Source organism: Streptomyces sp. HUAS YS2, assembly GCF_033343995.1.
Classification (GTDB): Bacteria; Actinomycetota; Actinomycetes; order Streptomycetales; family Streptomycetaceae; genus Streptomyces; species Streptomyces solicathayae.
Map to the genome: position 1 here is coordinate 1,052,412 of NZ_CP137573.1, position 18,101 is coordinate 1,070,512.

General features: G+C 71.5%; 13 protein-coding genes and 1 pseudogene. 2 read left to right on the forward strand and 12 right to left on the reverse strand.

Going from position 1 to position 18,101, the window contains the following annotated elements; translation table 11 throughout:
- Nucleotides 1-163 precede the first annotated feature (163 nt).
- Nucleotides 164-787 (reverse strand): TetR/AcrR family transcriptional regulator, encoded by a 624-nt coding sequence (locus R2D22_RS04945; RefSeq protein ID WP_411976974.1) that lies wholly within the window; start codon nucleotides 785-787, stop codon nucleotides 164-166.
- An 11-nt stretch (nucleotides 788-798) separates the two neighbouring features.
- Entirely contained in the window at nucleotides 799-1,455 is a 657-nt protein-coding gene (locus R2D22_RS04950) for a TetR/AcrR family transcriptional regulator (protein ID WP_318101486.1), read from the reverse strand.
- A gap of 193 nt (nucleotides 1,456-1,648) precedes the next feature.
- On the opposite strand from R2D22_RS04950, the gene R2D22_RS04955 reads away from it, so the two are divergent.
- The gene (locus R2D22_RS04955) at nucleotides 1,649-3,580 is read left to right on the forward strand and encodes an ABC1 kinase family protein (protein ID WP_318101488.1); all 1,932 of its coding nucleotides are present in this window, start codon (nucleotides 1,649-1,651) and stop codon (nucleotides 3,578-3,580) included.
- A gap of 57 nt (nucleotides 3,581-3,637) precedes the next feature.
- On the opposite strand, the gene R2D22_RS04960 is transcribed toward R2D22_RS04955, so the two are convergent.
- From R2D22_RS04960 to R2D22_RS04990, 7 genes and pseudogenes are all read right to left on the reverse strand, one after another.
- A complete protein-coding gene (locus R2D22_RS04960; RefSeq protein WP_318101489.1) occupies nucleotides 3,638-4,450 on the reverse strand; it encodes a hypothetical protein in 813 nt (270 codons plus the stop codon).
- Nucleotides 4,451-4,649: 199 nt separating this feature from the next.
- The gene (locus tag R2D22_RS04965) at nucleotides 4,650-5,537 is read right to left on the reverse strand and encodes a DUF4436 family protein (RefSeq protein WP_318101491.1); all 888 of its coding nucleotides are present in this window, start codon (nucleotides 5,535-5,537) and stop codon (nucleotides 4,650-4,652) included.
- Between the two features lie 150 nt (nucleotides 5,538-5,687).
- The gene (locus R2D22_RS04970) at nucleotides 5,688-7,988 is read right to left on the reverse strand and encodes a hypothetical protein (RefSeq protein WP_318101492.1); all 2,301 of its coding nucleotides are present in this window, start codon (nucleotides 7,986-7,988) and stop codon (nucleotides 5,688-5,690) included.
- Nucleotides 7,989-8,226: 238 nt separating this feature from the next.
- Nucleotides 8,227-9,099, reverse strand: a complete 873-nt coding sequence (locus R2D22_RS04975; protein WP_318101494.1) for a S1 family peptidase — start codon at nucleotides 9,097-9,099, stop codon at nucleotides 8,227-8,229.
- A gap of 121 nt (nucleotides 9,100-9,220) precedes the next feature.
- Nucleotides 9,221-9,451 (reverse strand): annotated as a pseudogene (locus R2D22_RS04980) (SDR family oxidoreductase); the annotation flags it as partial.
- A 225-nt stretch (nucleotides 9,452-9,676) separates the two neighbouring features.
- The gene (gene pntB, locus R2D22_RS04985) at nucleotides 9,677-11,095 is read right to left on the reverse strand and encodes a Re/Si-specific NAD(P)(+) transhydrogenase subunit beta (RefSeq protein ID WP_318101495.1); all 1,419 of its coding nucleotides are present in this window, start codon (nucleotides 11,093-11,095) and stop codon (nucleotides 9,677-9,679) included.
- Between the two features lies 1 nt (nucleotide 11,096).
- Nucleotides 11,097-12,626: a Re/Si-specific NAD(P)(+) transhydrogenase subunit alpha gene (locus tag R2D22_RS04990; RefSeq protein ID WP_318101496.1), complete on the reverse strand. Its 1,530-nt coding sequence runs from the start codon at nucleotides 12,624-12,626 to the stop codon at nucleotides 11,097-11,099.
- Between the two features lie 255 nt (nucleotides 12,627-12,881).
- On the opposite strand from R2D22_RS04990, the gene R2D22_RS04995 reads away from it, so the two are divergent.
- Nucleotides 12,882-13,778: an MBL fold metallo-hydrolase gene (locus R2D22_RS04995; RefSeq protein ID WP_318101497.1), complete on the forward strand. Its 897-nt coding sequence runs from the start codon at nucleotides 12,882-12,884 to the stop codon at nucleotides 13,776-13,778.
- Between the two features lie 53 nt (nucleotides 13,779-13,831).
- On the opposite strand, the gene R2D22_RS05000 is transcribed toward R2D22_RS04995, so the two are convergent.
- From R2D22_RS05000 to R2D22_RS05010, 3 genes are all read right to left on the reverse strand, one after another.
- Nucleotides 13,832-15,301: a PP2C family protein-serine/threonine phosphatase gene (locus tag R2D22_RS05000; RefSeq protein WP_318101499.1), complete on the reverse strand. Its 1,470-nt coding sequence runs from the start codon at nucleotides 15,299-15,301 to the stop codon at nucleotides 13,832-13,834.
- 165 nt (nucleotides 15,302-15,466) lie between these two features.
- Entirely contained in the window at nucleotides 15,467-16,462 is a 996-nt protein-coding gene (locus tag R2D22_RS05005; RefSeq protein ID WP_318101501.1) for an NEW3 domain-containing protein, read from the reverse strand.
- Nucleotides 16,463-16,548: 86 nt separating this feature from the next.
- Nucleotides 16,549-17,985 carry a Gfo/Idh/MocA family protein gene (locus tag R2D22_RS05010; RefSeq protein ID WP_318101502.1) on the reverse strand — a complete coding sequence of 479 codons (1,437 nt, stop codon included), beginning with the start codon at nucleotides 17,983-17,985 and terminating at the stop codon, nucleotides 16,549-16,551.
- Nucleotides 17,986-18,101: the final 116 nt, after the last annotated feature.

Consider the following 18,101-nt stretch of genomic DNA (forward strand, 5'->3'; position numbering starts at 1 on the left):
TACATGCTAAGCGGTCGCTTATTGACTGTGGGCCTACTGTGCAGCGGACGAGGGAGAGCCGTCAACAGGCGGCAGGGGTCGGAGCGGGATGATCTATGTCATGTGGACAGGAGTCCGCAGGCGCTTCGCGCGCCACGGTGTCCGCGGCGCCCTACGGGCCCGGTCAGCGGGCGAGGATGCCCGCGACGAAGAGGTCGGCGAACGTACGGGCGACCTCGGCGGGCGAGGCGACGCCCTCGGGACGCCACCACATCGGGAGGTGGTGCACCGAGCCGAAGCAGTAGTCGACGGCAAGCTCCGCGCTGACGTCCTCGCGGAACACGCCCTCCTGCTGTCCCTCGATGATGAGCGCCCGGAAGGTCTCGTGATAGCGCCGGCGCTCGCGCCGTACCTGCCGCTGGTTCTCCTCGGCGAGCTGGTGCAGCGACCGGAAGAAGATGGTGGTGCTCTCGATGTTCTCGATCGAGGTCACCACGACGTCCACCACCGCCGCGTGGACGCGCTCCGCGACCGGGAGACCCGTCGCCACCACGGCGTCGAGGTGCTCGGTCTGCATCCGCAGCACCCGGAGGTAGATCTCGTGGAGCAGGTCGTCCTTGGACGGGAAGTAGTGGTACATCGCGCCCTTGGTGACCCCCGCGGCGCGCACCACGTCCTGCACCGAGGTGCCCTCGAAGCCCTTCTCCGCGAAGAGTTGCAGGGCGGCGTCCAGCAACCGCTCCGGAGCGGTGCGGCCGTTGACGGTCGCCGGCGGCCGGCCCCGCCGGCGGCCCTGCGCGGTGGACACGATCCGATCCTCTAGCGCCGTCGCCGCGAAGTCTTCGGGGCCTCCGGCGCGTACGTCTCCAGGTAGGCGGTCATGAGGCGCCGCGCCTCGTCGACCGTGGCCTGGTCGCCGGTCTCCGACCGCTGGAACGCGACCCCGAAGATCCGGTCGGCGGCCTCGTAGGCGACCTCCACGGCGAGCAGTGGGGTGTCCTCGGCGATCAGCTCGCGCTCGCGCAGGTAGCGCCAGAGCCGCTCGGCCTGCGCCCTGCCCCACGCCTCCTCGAGCTCCACCAGCATCGGGCTGCGGCCCGGGGCGTACCACAGCTCCACCACGCCCGGGTGCTCGCGGCAGTAGGCGATCTGCGGGTCGACGAGCGCGTCGATCACCTCGCGCAGGGTGCCGAGTTCGGGATCGTCCGCCGCTTCCGCGACGAGCGCGTCGATGTCCCGGCTGTGGCGCTCCAGGAGCGCCGCGTCCACCTCGTTCCGGTCGGCGAAGTAGTGGTAGACGGACGGTGTGGGAATGCCGGCCCGCTTGCCGATGGCGCCGAGCGTGGAGGCCTCGTACCCCTCCTCGGCGAGGATCTGCTCGGCGGCGTCCAGGATCGCCTGCGCACGCAGCACACCCCGGCGCTGCACGGGCGCCGGACGTGAGGCCAGCTGGGACGTCACCGGATTCTCGACCATGAGTCGAGAATATCAGCCGGGCGACACAAGATCATTGGCAACGAGCCCGGGCTGCCGTTCGGCGGCGCCGAGCGGTCCGGCTTCGGACGGGGGTACGGCCCACTGTGGGCCCGGGCCAAGTCACCACCGCACTTGGCGACTTGGCCGCAAGCCGGGCGCGGGGAGTCGCACGCGTGTGCTGTTGAATGGCGCCATGTGGATTACCGGTGCGCTGGTCGGGGCGCTTGTCTTCTTGCTCGTGGTGGTGGCCCCTGCGGTGGTGGGGCGGCGCTTGCTGGGGGTGCGCGCGGGGGCGGTGCGGGTCGCGACGGCGGGGGCGTGCGGGCTCACGGTGTCCGGGGGGCTGTTCGGTCCCCGGCTGGAGGAGTCGGGGGAACTCGCGCCGCTGCTGTCCCTGATGGTCGGGGTGGGGATGGTCGCCTCGATGATGGTGCTCGTCGCGCTGGACATCGTGGTCCCCGTGGGCGCCGTACGGCCGCTCGGATGGGCACAGTCGGTACGGGGGCGGATCGCGCGGGCGCGGCGGTACTCCGGTGTGGTGCGGATCGCCGGCCGGCACGGGCTCGGGCCGTATCTGCGGGGCCGGCGACGCGCGCCCGGGACCCGGCACGAGTTGCTGGCGCGGGAGCTGCGGCAGGCGTTGCAGGCCGGCGGGACCACGTTCGTGAAGCTGGGGCAGCTTATGTCTACCCGGCGGGACCTGCTGCCCGAGGTGTACGTCGAGGAGCTCAGCCTGCTTCAGGACCAGGTGCCGCCCGCGCCGTGGAGCGAGGTCGAGACGCAGCTCCGGGAAAGCCTGGGAGCGCCTGTGCAGGAGGTGTTCGCCACGTTCGAACGGGTCCCGCTGGCGGCGGCCTCCATCGCGCAGGTGCACGCGGCCGTCCTGCGGGACGGCACCGAGGTCGTCGTCAAGGTGCAGCGGCCCGGGATACCGGAACTCGTGGAACGCGACCTGGACATCGTCGGGCGCCTGGCCGCCGCTCTGAGCGAGCGCACCGCCTGGGGGCGCGGTCTGGGGCTGAAGGAACTGGCGCAGGGCTTCGCCGTCGCGCTGCGCGAGGAGCTGGACTTCCGCGTCGAGGCTCGCAACATGACCGCGGTGCGACGGGCCGCGGAGGCTCGCCGCGGCTCCGGCGTCGCCTTCCCCGTCCTGTACGGGCAGTTCAGCACGGAGCGTGTCCTCGTCATGAGCCGGGTCGAGGGCACCTCGCTCGGCAAGGCGGTCCCCGACGACGACCGACACGGCGCCCGGCTGGCCGAGACCCTGCTCGACACGCTGCTCGACCAGATCATGCTGGACGGCGTCTTCCACGCCGATCCGCACCCCGGCAACATCCTGCTCCAGCCCGACGGCACGGCCGCCCTGCTCGACTTCGGATCCGTCGGCCGGATCGACGCCGGGCTCCGCGAGTCGATGGGCGGCCTGTTCCTCGCCGTCGACCGCGGCGATCCGCTCGCCCTGCGCGAGGCGCTCCTGGAGATCACCGACCGCCCCGAGGACGTCGACGAACAGCGGCTGTTGCGCATGCTCGGCCAGTTCAGCGCCCGCCATCTCGGGAGCGGAGCCGCGCCCGACGTGGAGATGTTCAGCGATCTGTTCCGGCTGGTGGCCGACTTCCGGCTGGCGGTTCCCCCGGAGATCGCTGCCGTGTTCCGGGCCCTGGCCACCCTGGAGGGCACACTGGTCCGCCTCTCCCCCGGATTCAACATGCTGGAGGCGTCCCGTACGTACGCCTCGGCCCGGCTCACCGACCGGCTGGGACCGCAGAGTGCCCGTGACACCGCCCGCGACGAACTGATCGCACTGTTGCCCGTCCTGCGACGGCTGCCGCGCCGCCTCGACCGCCTGGGCGGTGCGCTCGAGGAGGGGCGGCTCGGGGTCAACGTGCGGCTCTTCGCCGATCCCCGCGACCGGCGGGTCGTCGGCGAGCTCGTCGGGCGGGTGGTGCACGCCTTCGTCGGGATCTTCCTCGGGTTCGCGGGCCTTCGGCTCCTGGGCATGGACGGCGGGCCGCGTGTGAGCGAAAGCCTCGGACTGTACGGGCTGCTGGGCTTCAACCTCCTGCTGCTCTCCGCCGTCCTCGTCCTCCGTACCGTCTATGTCACCAGCCGGCCCATGGATTGACTTCCGCTCCCCGCGAGTCCCGGTCCTACCCGTGCTCCGCAGCCCTGCGCGAGCTCGTCAGCCGTCGAGGAGGAAGACCACCGCCATCACGACGTGGAGGAGGGCCAGGAGGCCGCCGCAGACGGCCAGGAAGGCGCCGGCGTAGGTGTCCACCAGGTGCGTGAAGGGGGCCACCGGCACCAGCACGTCCGCCGGGTCCTCCGGTGGGTGGGCCACGGTGATCGCGGGACCGGCCTCGCCGTGCAGGAAGCCGCGGTACGTGCCGGTCGCGTCCGGGTAGACGTATCCGCCGCGGGTCATCGTGGCCCGGGTGGCGGTCACCATGACGCCGTGGCGGTACAGCCACCGTTCCCGCCGTGCGCGGATCACCCCGTAGAGGCCGATCCACAGGCCCAGCCAGGCCAGGCCGCCGACCGGGATCGTGAGGACGACCACGTCCCACTCTCCCAGCGCGCCGGCCACTGCGCAGAGGGCGACGAGCGCCAGGAGGTGCCACAGCGCGCCCCGCAGGATCCGGCGGTGGAACCTCGTCCGCCAGGTGGGGGCGAGCGAGCGGACCACGGCGAACGGTGCCCCGTCGACGTCGTCGCTGTCCGTCCGGTTCGCCAGGATCGCGTTGACCCCGTCGGCGAAGGCGGTCGCCGCCACCTCGTCCACGTCGTCGATGCGGTGGACGCGCGGTGTCGTTCCGGACTTCGCCCGCAGCTCGATCAGGACCGAGCGCCCCTCGGCGCGTATCCGGCCCAGCCCGTCGGGGGTGAAGGTGACCTGCTCGCGCGGGAGGTCGAGGACCAGTCCGATGTCCTCGGCGGACAGGACGGCCCCGCCCCGGCCTCGGAGCACCGGGAGGGAGGAGATGGATGTCGACATGGGCATGATCGTAGAGCGGGTTTTCGACCAGGTCAGCCCCTTGGATCCCCGTTCCCCCGGCCCTTGCGCGGGAGGAGTGCGGTGCCGTCGGACGCCGGGGTGTCGAGGGGCGGCGACGACGACCTCAGCGAAGTCGAGCGCCCCACTCTCGTCGACGTCGGCGAGCAACCGCACGACACCAGGCCTGGTAGCCGTCAGCCTAGGTGCGGGCGGCGGTGTCCTGGGTCAGGGCGGTGCGGACGCCGGCGAGCACCACGGCGATCAGGCAGAGGGCGATGACGGTCTCGGCCCACAGGAAGGCGAACCAGTCCAGCACACAGCCGATCGGGGGTGTGCCGGGCGCGGTGTTGCGGAAGGCCGAGAGGGCGAACAGGGTGGCGGCCATCCAGGCGAGGGCGGGCCAGAGCAGACCCTGCTTGCGGGTCGTCAGGTACCAGGCGCCGATGAGCACGGACGCCGCCAGCGCCCACATCACGACCATCATGAAGACCGCGAAGACGAGCAGGCTGGCCGATCGGGTCAGGTCCAGCGCCAGGACGGCTTCCTCCGCCGAGGTCGTGGGGGTCGGGAAGACCGCGAAGAGCGTGTCGTTGCTGGAGAACCGCATCCGTACCGGCACCTGTTCGCCACCCAGCACCGCCCAGAACCCGATCTCGGTCTCGTAGGCGTCGAACGGGTAGTCGCTGATCGATCCGCCCGTGATCGCGACCTTCACGTCCTTGGTCGCGAGCCGCTCGTGCGCCGGGAACGTCAGGTCGCCGAGGGTCTGCGTGGAGGTCTGGAGGCTGAGATCGGCCACCGGGGCCGTGCCGCCCGCCTCACCGAGGTTCCCGAGCGGGGTGACCCGCACGCGCAGCAGCAGCTCCCTGGCCGCGGCGTCCACGCGTTGGACCGTGGCCTCCACGTCCACGCGGTCGGTGGCTCCGGAACCGACCGTGTGGACCGTGTCGATCTCCTGCCTCTCGCGGTACTGCAGCCACGACCCCACGCCCACCGCCACCACGATCAGGACCGCGATGGGGATCAGGATCGGCAGGAGCGACGCCTTGAAGCGGCTCGGGCGGGGTGGGTCCGGCGGTGGGGTCATGGTGGGTCCGATCCTCGTGGACCGGGCCGGCGATCCACCGCATCCGGGCAGGCGTGTCGGCGCAGGTGGGAAGCCGGCTCGACAGGGCGGATCCGGCGCCTTCCCCGAGTGGCTCTCGGGGAAGGCGCCGGCTTCCGGGCGGTGCCTCGGTCAGCCGTTGACCTGGACGACGCCCGAGGCCGTCGCCGCCGCGCCGGCGCCGTCCGCCGGAGTGGAGGTCAGCTGCCACCTGTAGGAGCCGGCCGCCACCGGGGTGCCCGCCTCGGACCTGCCGTTCCAGGAGACGCGTACGGCGCTGAGAGTCCCGTCACCCGTCCAGGTGCGCACCACCTCGCCGGTCTCGCGGTGGGTGAGCGTCACCCGCCAGGACGCCGCGGGCTTGGAGAGCCACCATGCGGCGGCCCATTCGGCGGTGTCGCCCTGCACCAGCGTGGGAGGTGCCTCGGTGCGGGCGACGCGCAGCGGGGAGACCGCCTGCTGCGGCGCGGTGACATGGACGGTGTCGTCCGCGCCGACCCAGGCGAGCTTGCCCGCGTCCGCGTCGAGGGTCCAGGTGGTGCCTCGGCCGTCGCCGCTCGCGGGCGGCTTCAGGCCGGTGACGGTGCCCAGATCGGCCGTACCACCGTCCCCCTGCAGCGCAGTGAGGCGCAGATCGCCGGACCCGTCGCGGTGGGCGAGGAACCGGTCGCCAAGGAGGACGCCCGACGTCGGGGCGGGGTAGGTGTGCCCGGTCGCCAGGTCGCGCACTCCTGCCGCGTCCTGGGAGGCGCAGCTCCAGTACAGCAGGCTTCCGCTGCGCTGGAGTTCGTTCGGGACGCACGCGGTGCCCAGCTCGATGGTCCGGGTCACGTTGCCGGTGAGCACGTTGACCACCTTGACCGTGCCGGGATTCTTCGGCGCCGCCTTGAGCAGCCGCTTCTGGTCCAGTACGGCGCCCTGCGCGGGCTGCTCGCGGACGACGACGTCGCGTGCGGTGTCCACGACGTACTGCCGTCCGGCCGCCTCGTACAGCACGAACTCCGGTGCCGCGTCGAGGATCCGCCCGTCCCTGCCCGGGAGCGTGAAGCTGTCGGCCGGGTGCTCCGGGTCGTCGCCGGTCACCAGCACGTCGGCGCCCGTGTCCGGGTCCTTGACGAGGCGGGCCAGCCCCTCGTCGGTTCCGTCGGCGAAGCGGCCCGCCGCCAGGCCGGGGAAGTCGGCGAGCGCCGCGCCCTTCGCCGGGTCGAGGCCGGTTCCGATGTCCGTGCCGTGCAACGTCTCCTTGCCGGCAAGGGAGTTGACGTACCGGAGTCGCCCGCGGTCGAGGCTCAGCGCCTGGATGTGGCCGTCCGTCGTCTCGCCCCCCGGCACCTCGCGCAGGAGCAGATCGAAGACGAGCCCGGAACCGTCCACGCTGAAGTGGCGGATGGCACGGTTGCCGTCGGCGCCCTTGCCGAGCGCGACCAGCGAACCTCCGCCCTCGGCGCGCAGGAACGTCGACTCGACGTCGCTCATCAGCGTCCGCTCGGTCTCCGCCCCGGCGAAGGGGGTGAGGCGCAGGGGACCGCCGTCGCCCTCGCGCCAGAGCACGTTCTCGCCCACGACGTAGGTCGTGACCTTGCTGTCGGTCGACTGCGTGGCGAGCGGCACGATCCGCGGGGCGGCGGACATGTTGTCGCGCGCCATGACCCGCACGCCCGGCTGCCCGGTGCGGGTGAACCAGCTGACGGTTTCCCCGGTGATCCGGAGGTTGCTCACCTCGCCGGTCACGGGCAGGCGTTCGACGGTTCCGTTGTACGCCGTGAGGATGCCGTACCCCAGGGTGCCGTCGGCGTTGCGCCAGCCGATCACGAGCCGGTTGTAGTGGGCGCCGAACAGGAGGGGCACGGCGCCGGTGGTCGCGCCGGCGGGGAGTTGCACGACGGGGTCGTCCGCCGGGGCGCCGCCGCGCGCCACGCGCAACTGGTAGTTGCCGTCGCCCTGGTCGACGGTGGCCAGCGTCCAGCCGTTGACGACCCGCGGGTTCAGGTATCCGGCGGGCACGGTGTACGTGTTGGTGAAGCTGGGGTCCTCGATTCCGACCCGCACGATGTCCGTGCCGCCGTCCTCGCGCGGCTTGGTGTAGACGACGCGGTTGTACTCGTCGTGGCCCTGCACGATCGCGTCCTCCGGGACTCCGTCGAGCTCCGGGAGTGCCTTGGTGCGGCTGTTGTACGTGTTGGTCCAGAGGTAGCCGCCGCCCTCGCGGTGCAGCACGCCCTGGCTGCCGGTGGCCAGCAGCGTCTCCGTCCCGGCGCTGTGCGCGTCCGGCGCGGGTATCAGGACCTCGGCCGCGTCGGCGGCGTGAGCCGTGACCGGCAGTGCGGTGGCCAGCCCGGCACCGAGGACGGCGGCGATGGCGGCTGCGGTGGCGGTACGCCGGGTGCGGCCGGTTCGGATGGTGCTGCTGGTTGTGCGCAGGTGATGGGACACCTGACCCCCCAATTGTTAACAGGCGAAGTTCCGACATCGAGCTGTGAACACGGTCAACAGTACACACTGAGGCGGGAGTTGTGCACGGAACACGTGAACCTCGTGTCACAGAAATGTCGCAGGGGGCAGGAGGCAGGGGACGCCTGAAACGGCGCGGCCGCCCGGCTCCGGTCGTCCCATATCGGGACGACCGGCTCCGGACGGCCGGGCGGGGGTGGGGCGTTACGGCTGCTGGGCGCTACGGCTTCGGCAGAAGGCAGCCGGCACGGTTCAGGTCGATGACGTTCCCGGCGCCGATGCAGGGAACGATCGTGTACGTCTGCTGGGCGTAGTTGATGCCCTGGCGGACCGTCACGGCACCACTCTCGTCGACCTCGCACGGGTTGTTCACGGTGCAGCTCTCACCGCTCTCGTTGCCAGTGTTGTTGACGGCGACGACCCTGCCGGTGGCCGTGTCGATCACCGGCGAGCCGGAAGTGCCGCCGATGGTGTTGCACGAGGAGGTGTAGCGGACCGAGTCCTTCCAGGTCCACTCGCCCTCCTTCAGGCGGTAGACGAATCCGTCGACGTTGCAGCTGTAGATCCGCTTCCAGTACCCGGAGACCACCTTGATCGCCGCACCCTGGGTCGGGTGGGCGTCGTCGAGGGTCAGGGCATTGATGCCGTACTGGCTCTGGATCTGCGCGTAGGTCTTGGTCAGCTGGTAGATCGAGACGTCCGTGTCGGTCATCGTGGCGTACGCGATCTTGCTCGCCCGAAGCGTCCCGGCCTTGGAGCCGGACGAGTTGAGCAGCGTGAACGAGCGGCTGGACCGCTGGTCCTTGACGACCTCACCGGCCGCCGGGAAGCCGGTCTCCAGGCAGTGCCCGTTGGAGAGGACGAGGGCCGGGTCGGTCGGCAGGGAGCTGGGCGTGCGCACGACGGAGCCGGAACAGTTGCTGAGCGCGACCGTTCCCGCGAAGTCGACGGCGACGGCCGTCGCGGCCCGGTCCCGAGATGCGGGGGCCGCGGCCCGGTCGGCCGTGTCCTGGGGTGCGGAGGCCACGGCCGGGGCTGCCGCCGCTCCTGTCAGGAGCAGGGCGAGCAGGGCGCCGGCGAGAGGCTTCTTCATGTGGGGGTTCCCCTCTGATGACGGTGCATCCGAAGATCCTTCGGTTGTCATGTGCATTCTTCGAAGGGTCGGCACCAACTGACAAGAGGGCGTGGCCGATTGAGGAACGGACGCTTGGCGATCAGGCGCGGGGGCCGAGGAACAGGCCGCCGCCGGCGTCGATGACCTGTCCGGTGATCCAGCGGGCCGCGTCGGAGGCGAGGAACGCGACGACGTCGGCGACGTCGTCGGGCCCGCCCAGCCGATCGAGCGCCGTCGTCGCGACGATGAGGTCGGCCAACCCCGGCGCCTCGAAGGCCGATCCGTTGGTCGCCGTCCGGGCGGCGCCGGGTGCGACGGCGTTGACGGTGACGGGCAGTGCGGGCTGGACGCTGAAGTACGGCGCTCGCGCGCCGTCAGGGCGGCCCCGGACGCCTGAGGCCGCCTGCGTTCCGCCCATCGGAAAGCGGGTCCTGAGGGCCGCGTCGACGACCGAGGGCGGCCGGTCGGGGCGGTCGGAAGCCGGCACACGCCCGCCTCCCCCGTCCCCGACCGACCGCCCCTGGCCGAACGCCCCCGAGCAACCGCCCCCGGCGGGTCAGAGCGCGCCGACGATGGCCTCGACCCGGTCCTTCGCGTCGCCGAAGAGCATCGAGGTGTTCTCCTTGAAGAACAGCGGGTTCTGCACACCCGCGTAGCCGGAGGCCATCGAGCGCTTGAACACGATCACCCGCTCCGCCTCCCACACCGTGAGGACCGGCATGCCGGCGAGCGGGCTGGACGCGTCCTCGGCCCCGGCCGGGTTGACGGTGTCGTTGGCGCCGATGACGAGGACGACGTCGGTCCTGGCGAAGTCCTCGTTGATCTCGTCCATTTCGAGCACGACGTCGTACGGCACCTTGGCCTCGGCCAGCAGGACGTTCATGTGGCCGGGAAGGCGACCGGCGACCGGGTGGATGCCGAACCGTACGTCGACGCCCTTCGCGCGCAGCTTCGAGGTGAGCTCCGCGACCGGGTACTGCGCCTGTGCCACGGCCATGCCGTAGCCGGGCGTGATGACCACGGACCGGGCCGAACCGAGGAGTTCGGCGGCGCCCTGCGCGGTGATCTCCGTGTGCTCGCCGTAGTCGACGTCCGCACCCGCGGGAGCCTCGATGCCGAAACCGCCGGCGATGACCGAGAGGAACGAGCGGTTCATGGCCTTGCACATGATGTACGACAGGTAGGCACCGGAGGAGCCGACCAGCGCGCCGGTGATGATCAGCAGGTCGTTGCCGAGCAGGAAGCCGGAGGCCGCCGCGGCCCAGCCGGAGTAGCTGTTGAGCATCGAGACCACGACCGGCATGTCGCCGCCGCCGATCGAGGCGACCAGGTGCCAGCCCAGCGCCAGCGCCAGGACCGTCACGGTGATCAGCAGCCACAGCTCCGGCGTGATGACGAACCACACGGTCAGGGCGATGAACAGGGCCAGCGCGCCGAGGTTCAGGGCGTTCTTGCCCGGCAGCATCAGCGGCTTGGAGTTGATCTTCGCCGAGAGCTTCAGGTTCGCCACGATGGAGCCGGTGAAGGTCACCGCGCCGATGAACAGGCCGATGAACACCTCGGCGTGGTGGATGCCCAGGGTGCCGAGCGCGTCCAGCGCCTCGGCCTCGTGGCCGTTCGGGTCGAACTCGACGTTCAGGAAGCCGTTCCAGCTGACCAGCACGGCCGCCAGACCGACGAAGGAGTGCAGCAGCGCGATCAGCTCGGGCATGCCCGTCATCTCGACACCGCGCGCCCGCTGCACACCGATCACTGCGCCGACCAGCATCGCCAGGGCCATCAGGCCGAGGCCGGCGGTGCTGACGTCGCCGTCGACCGCGAGCACGACCGTCGCGACGAGCGCGACGCCCATGCCGAGCATGCCGAACGCGTTGCCGAGCCGCGCCGACTCGTGCTTGGAGAGTCCTGCCAGCGCGAGGATGAACAGCAGCGCGGCAACAAGGTAGGCCGCCTGGGCGGCAAGGGTCGCAGACATGTCAGCTCCGGTTGAACATGGCGAGCATGCGACGCGTCACCGCGAAGCCGCCGAAGACATTGATACTGGCCAGAAGGATCGCCACGAACGACAGCACGGTGACCGCCGTGCTCGAGTGGCCGATCTGCAGAACCGCGCCGACGACGATGATCCCGGAGATCGCGTTCGTCACCGACATCAGCGGCGTGTGCAGCGCGTGGTGCACGTGCCCGATCACGTAGTAGCCGATCACGATCGCGAGCACGAAGACCGTGACGTGGGGCAGCAGCGCCGCGGGGGCGAACGCGGCGGTGAGGAACAGCGCCAGGGCGCCGAGGGCCACGCCGCCGAACTTCTGCCCGGCCGTCATCGGCGCCTTCTGCGGCTTCGGCGCCTCGACCGCGGTCGCCGCGGGCGCGGGTGCCGGGGCGGCGGAGACCTGGACGGGCGGGGGCGGCCAGGCCGACTCGCCCTCGCGTACGACCGTGATCGAGCGCTGCACCGCGTCGTCCCAGTCGAGGACCAGCCGGCCGTCCTTGTCCGGCGTCATCAGCTTCAGGAGGTTCACCAGGTTCGTGCCGTACAGCTGCGAGGCCTGCGCCGGCAGGCGGCCCGCCAGATCCGTGTAGCCGATGATCGTCACACCGTTCTCCGTGACGACCTTCTCGCCCTTCACGGTGCCCTCGACGTTGCCGCCGTTGGCGGCCGCCATGTCGACGATCACCGAACCCGGCTTCATGCTCGCCACCATGTCCGCGGTGATCAGCGTCGGGGCGGGGCGTCCCGGGATCAGCGCGGTGGTGATGACGATGTCGACCTCGCGGCACTGCGCGGCGTAGAGCTCGACCTCGCGCGCCTTGTAGTCGTCGCCCATCTCCTTGGCGTAGCCCGTCTTCGAGACCTCCACCTCCGGGGACTCGATCGACAGGTACTCGCCGCCCAGCGACCGGACCTGGTCGGCCACCTCGGGCCGCGGGTCGGTCGCCCGGACGATCGCGCCGAGCGAGCCGGACGCGCCGATCGCCGCCAGACCGGCGACGCCCGCGCCCGCGACGAGCACCTTCGCCGGCGGCACCTTGCCCGCCGCGGTCACCTGGCCGGTGAAGAAGCGCCCGAACTCGTGCGCCGCCTCGACCACGGCCCGGTAACCGGCGATGTTCGCCATCGACGACAGCACGTCCATGGACTGGGCCCGGCTGATGCGCGGCACGGCGTCCATCGAGAGCGCGGTGAACGGCCGGCGGCCCAGGTCCTCGACCATGGCCGGGTCGAACGCCGGCGCGAACAGCGCGATCACGGTCGCCTCGGACCGGACCCCGTCCAGCTGTGCCGGAGCGGGGGCGTTGACGCCCAGCACCACGTCAGCGGCGGTCGCGTCGCCGACGGTGGCGCCGGCGAGCTCGTAGGCGCTGTCGGTGAAGCCCGCCGCGACGCCCGCGCCCGGGTCGACGACGACGTCGTACCCCAGTTTGCGGATCTGTTCGATCGTGGCCGGCGTGGCCGCGACGCGACTCTCACCCGCCCGCGCTTCCTTGAGGACTCCGACAATCACGAGGGTTCTCCGTTTCGCTGCGCTGGTCGTCAACGGCTCGCAAACAACCTCGACGCTGAATCGAGTTTTGTGCGCCATCAGAATCGGGGCGCTGCCACCTCGATCGGAAGCGTGCCAGCCGTGATCAATGCCACACCACCGGATCGCGGCCTTCGTGAACGCCCGGAAGGCGTGGTCCCCAATGGTTCGCCAACGTCCTTCCCCACCGGCTGTGCCGGCGCAGCCGACAGTCCCGGATCGGAGTGTCCGCCCGTCATGAACCAGCCCGCCACGGGATGTACGACAGCGGAGTACGGCCGGGTCAGCGTGCTGTTCGGCGCGGAGCGGGGCGCCTACCCGTACGGCAACTCGCTGCTCGTACGCGGCGCAACCGCCTCCCTGGTCGTCGATCCGTCGCTGTCGCTCGTCGGGGCGGCGCCGCCCGCGGACCTGGTCCTCGTGAGCCACGCCCACGAGGACCACATCGCCGGGCTCGGCGGCTACGACGTGCCGGTCCACGTCCACCAGGGCGATCTCGAGGCGCTGCGGTCCCGCGACGTTCTCGTCGCCGGGTTCGGCCTTCCGGCCGAGGCGGCCGAGGAGCTCGACCGGACGATGCGCGACCGGTTCCACGTCCAGGGGCGTCCCGACGCGACGGGATTCGAGGACGGTGCCGTGTTCGACCTCGGCGGACGCACGGTGACCGTCGTGCACCTCCCCGGCCACACCGCGGGCCACAGCGGGTTCCTGATCGAGCCGGACGGATTCCTGTTCGTGGCGGACATCGACCTGACGTCGTTCGGCCCGTACTACGGGGACGTCGGCAGCAGCCTGGTGGACTTCGAGGCCTCGATGCGCCGGTGCCGGGAGATCGACGCCCGCTGGTACGGCACGTCCCACCAGAAGGGCGTGATCGAGGGCCCCGCGGAGTTCCGGCGCCGGCTCGACGCCTTCACCGACGTGGTGGAGCAGCGGGACGCGACACTCCTCGCGTTCCTCGGCGAGCCGCGGACCGTCGAGGAGATCGTCGAGCACCGGCTGGTCTACCGGGCCCATGTCGAAGGACCGCAGGTGGGGCCGGTGGAGAGAAGGACGGCCGAGCAGCATCTGGACCGGTTGACGCGCCGGGGCATGGTCACGGAGGCGGAGGAGGGACGGTTCCGCGCGACGTGAGTGCGTGACCATCGAGCCGATCGCCGCCCCGCGCGCCGGTCCGACCGGTACGGTCACACGGCCGGCGGGGTGGTGAGGGTGGCCGCGAGGACGGTGATGTCGTCGCGCTCCCAGTCGGCTCCGTGCTGCTGGACCGCGAGGTGCAGCCGACGGACCGCCTCCTTCGGCTCCGGGCCGGCGGCACCCAGGAGTCGGGTGACGGTCTGCTCGCCGAGCATGACGCCGTCGGCGTCGCGGGCCTCGGTCAGACCGTCCGTGGCGACCAGGACGAGATCGCCCGGTGACAGGGTGGTCGTGGTGACGGACCAGGTGCCGTCGGGGACCAGGACGAAGGGGCCGATCACCGGCCCGGTCGGCGCGAGGGCCTCGACGGTGCCGTCGGCCCGGCGCAGGCGGGCGATCTCGTGCCCGGCGTTGAGCCATCGGAGCGTCCTGCGCCGGGGGTCGAGTACGGCGATGACCAGCGTGGTGAACCGCTCGTCCTCCGCGGCCAGCATGGACCAGGCGGCCGCGGCGGCGATCCTGGGGTCGAGGCTGAGGCGGAGCGCGGACAGGACGGCGCTCTTGGTCTGGACGGCGAGCAGTCCGGCTGCGACGCCGTGACCGGCCACGTCGCCCTGGACGAGGGCGGTGCTGCCGTCGTCCAGGGCGAGGGTGTCGAAGAAGTCGCCCGCGATCACGCCTTCCGCAGCGGTCATCTCGCCGTGTGCGTCCACGTCCGGGCCGGGGCTGTGCTGAGCGGCGAGGATCCGGCGCAGGCCGAGGGAGGTCGCGGCGTCGGTGCGCAGGGCATGGTCGGCCTGGGTGGCTCGGTGGCGCGACTGTTTCAGCAGGAGCAGGGTGCGTTCCGCCTCGCCCCACACCCCGCCGAGCCAGCCGTGGGCGCGGCGGCCGGAGGGCCGGGTCGCGATCTCGGCGGTGGTGCTGCCGAGGCGCGCCTCCAGGTCGGCGAGCGGACGGACGATCCTGCGCCACACCGCCCACACCATGAGGCCGAGCAGCAGGAGCAGGGTGGCGACGAAGACGCAGTGGAGCGCGAACAGCGTGTTCTGCGCGGTCTCGGCCTGGTGGCGGGCCCGCGCCTTGCGGGCGTCGAGGGCGGCGACGAGTCGGTCCGCCGTGGAGAGGACGGGCTGGATCCCCGCGGCGGGGTTGACGACCCAGGTGCTGAGGGCGGAGTGCAGGGCGGTGCCCTCGGACGCCAGGCCGATGGCGTCGGTGTCGTGGGTGATCGTGTCCGCGACCGCGAGAGCCCGGTCCGCGTACGCGTCGGGTAACGGCGCGGTGGCCGACGCTCCGAGGTCCGTGTGCCGGCTCTCCTCGCTCTCGTGGACGACGGCGAACAGCCGGCCGATGCCCCGGGTGGCGTTCTCGGCCCGGCCGCCGTCGAGCGACGGCCCGGTGCGGACCTGCATGGCGATCAGGACGTCGATGACCGTCAGTGCCACGGCGATGACGACAGCGGCGACCAGCGCGCCCGTGACGGACTGGAAGGGGCGGGCGATACGGGTTCCCCAGGCCACAGACGCTCCCCGTCCTCACCGCCGCCGAACGGGTGCGGCCATGATCGCGCTGGCCGGCACCCGTGTGCCCGGCCTGCCCGAAAGCATGCCGGTTCGTCCGCCCCGGATCCAGCACTCCCGCCCCGGCCTGTCGGCAGGCCGGGGCGGCGCGGCGTCGGGTGCGTGTTACGGGGCCAGGGCGACGTCGAAGAGGTGGAGGGCGGCGTTGGCCGGGAGGACCACGAGTTCGACCTGCTTGTCGGGGTCCAGGGCCACGGAGTGGGCGAAGACCCGGTAGTCGATGCCGGCGTTGCCGTACCCGTCGGGACGGTTGCGGCCGTCCGTGGACTTCACGAGCGTGGCGCCGTGCGCCGTCGCGTCCTGGAACGACCAGTTGGGGAAGCCGATCGACCCGGTGGTGCTCGTCCCGTCGGTGTAGAACACGGTCGCCGTGCCGGTGGCCCCGTAGCCGACGCCGGAGCCGAGGAAGACCAGCTTGCCGCCCTTTCCGGAGACCTTCACGGCCTGTCCGCTGCTCGCCACGCTGTTCTTGGTGCCGGGAGCCGCGGCGGGCCAGGTCAGCCGCGCGCCGAGGGCGTCGACGGACGCTCCGGGCGTGAGCCCGACCGCGGCGAGCTTCTGCGCGGAGAAGCTGTTGCCCTCGCCGTCGAAGTCACCGGCGCCGGTGTCGCTCTCGTCGGTGATCGCGACCTTGTTGTACGCGTCGGAGAGACGGTCAAGGACGGGGCCGAAACGCTCGACCCGGGTGCCGGTGGCGGTGCCCTGGCCGTCGCCTCCCTTGTACGTGGCGGTGGCCGTGAACGTGCGCATGGTGAAGCCGTCGCGCTGCTCGGGCACCTGGATCCGGAACTCCGCCGTGGCCGCGGCACCCGGCTTGTACGCTCCGTCGACGTCGACCACCGCGGGCTGCACGGCCCAGCCGACGGGGCCGTTGAAGGTGACGCTCAGTCGGCTGAGGCGCTCGGGCCCCGCGTTGGTGACGGTGACCTTCACCTCCGAGATGGCCGGGCCGTCCAGGTCGATGGGGGCGATCGTCACCTGGGTGCGCGCCTCGGACGCGGCCGGTGCCTGCGCCGCGACGGCCGCGGGGGCGGACACGAACGCCGCTGCCGCCACCGCCACGGCCGCCACGGCCCTTCGGGCGATCTTGTGTACGAGCATGAGTGGTTGTTCCCTCTCTCACGGTTCGGGCAGTGCTCGGCCGGGGCGCCGGGGACAGGCCGGCACAGGACGGGACGGGGCCGGCCTCACACGGGCGGCATCTCCGTCATGCGCGAGTCGAGGCCGAGCCGGAGGTTCACCCACGCGCCACGGGTGAAGTCGGGGATCGCCACGGGCTTGCCGTCATGCTCCAGCGACATGACGCTCAGCGGCACCGGCGCGCACCAGGCCGCCGAGTCGTACACGTCGATGTCGGGCACGAGGCCGGCCCGCATGAGCTGCACGGTGCGCCACTGCAGGACGTAGTCCATGCCGCCGTGGCCGCCGTTGTTCGCGGCGTCGTCGCCGATCTTCTTCCAGAGCCAGTGGTCGAACTCCTTGCGGTACGACTCGAAGTCCCGCCAGGCGTCGTCGCCGTGGTCGGGCTCGAAGTAGACCCGGGCACCGGTTGAGGAGGTTCCGGCGTAGTCCTCGAAGATGCCGCGGCTGCCCGCGATGCTGTTGATCCGGCTGTACGGACGGGGTTCGCTCACGTTGTGCTCGGCGCGGATCGTCCGGCCGTTCGCGGTCTCGATCATGCAGGTGACGAGGTCGCCGTTGATGTAGGTCTCGTTCCAGGACGGGTGGCCCTTGGGGACGAAGCGCGCGCGGTAGTCGGCGAGACCCTTCGGGGCGGTCGCGGTGGCGCGCAGTGTGGTCATCCGGTCGCCGCGGTTGATGTCCATCGCCGCGGCGACCGGGGCGAGTCCGTGCATCGCGTAGAAGGACGCGACGCTGCGGGTGTGCCACAGACGGCGCCAGGAGTCCGTGTAGTACGTGTCCGAGAAGAGCAACGCGCGCAGGTCGTGCAGATAGCCGCCGTGGCCGTTCGTGACATCGCCGAAGACACCGTCGTGCGCCATCTTGAGCATGGCCAGCTCGTTGCGGCCGTACGAGCAGTTCTCGGCGAGCATCAGGTGCCGTCGGGTGCGCTCGCAGGTGTCGACCAGGTCCCACAGCTCGTCGAGCCGGGTGGCTATGGGGAGTTCGACGATGACGTGCTTGCCGGCCAGCAGCGCGGCCTTGCCCTGCTGGTAGTGGAACTCCCAGGGCGTGGCGATGTAGACGAGGTCGATGTCGTCCCGCTGGATCATCTCGGCGTACGAGCCGGCCGAGCCACCGAACTCGGCGGGGCGCGGCTTGCCCGCCTTGACCAGGTCGTCCGCGACCCGCTTGGCGCGGTCCGCGCGGATGTCGCAGACGGCGGTGACCTGACAGCCGGGCACAACGGACCAGCCCTTGGTCATGCCGTTCCCGCGGTTGCCGAGGCCGACGGTGGCGACCCGGACGGTCCGGTGTTCCGCGTACGGCACGTTGATCATCGAGGTCTGGCCGGCGAGGCGGCGCGGATCGGAGGCCGTGACCGCGCCGGTGGCGGCGAGCGCGGGTGCGGACGCGGCGGCTCCCAGACCCGCGGCGATCGCGCCCGTGGCCACCGCCCCTCCGAGAACCGAACGCCGTGAGACTGCGGGGACTTGAGACATGACGGATCTCCAGATTCGGCTTGGTCGGCATCACTGGCGGGACGACTGTGACGGGCATGACATTTGCATGTCAATAGATGATTGCGAATTGCTTGTTCCGCGCAGAAATGAACAAC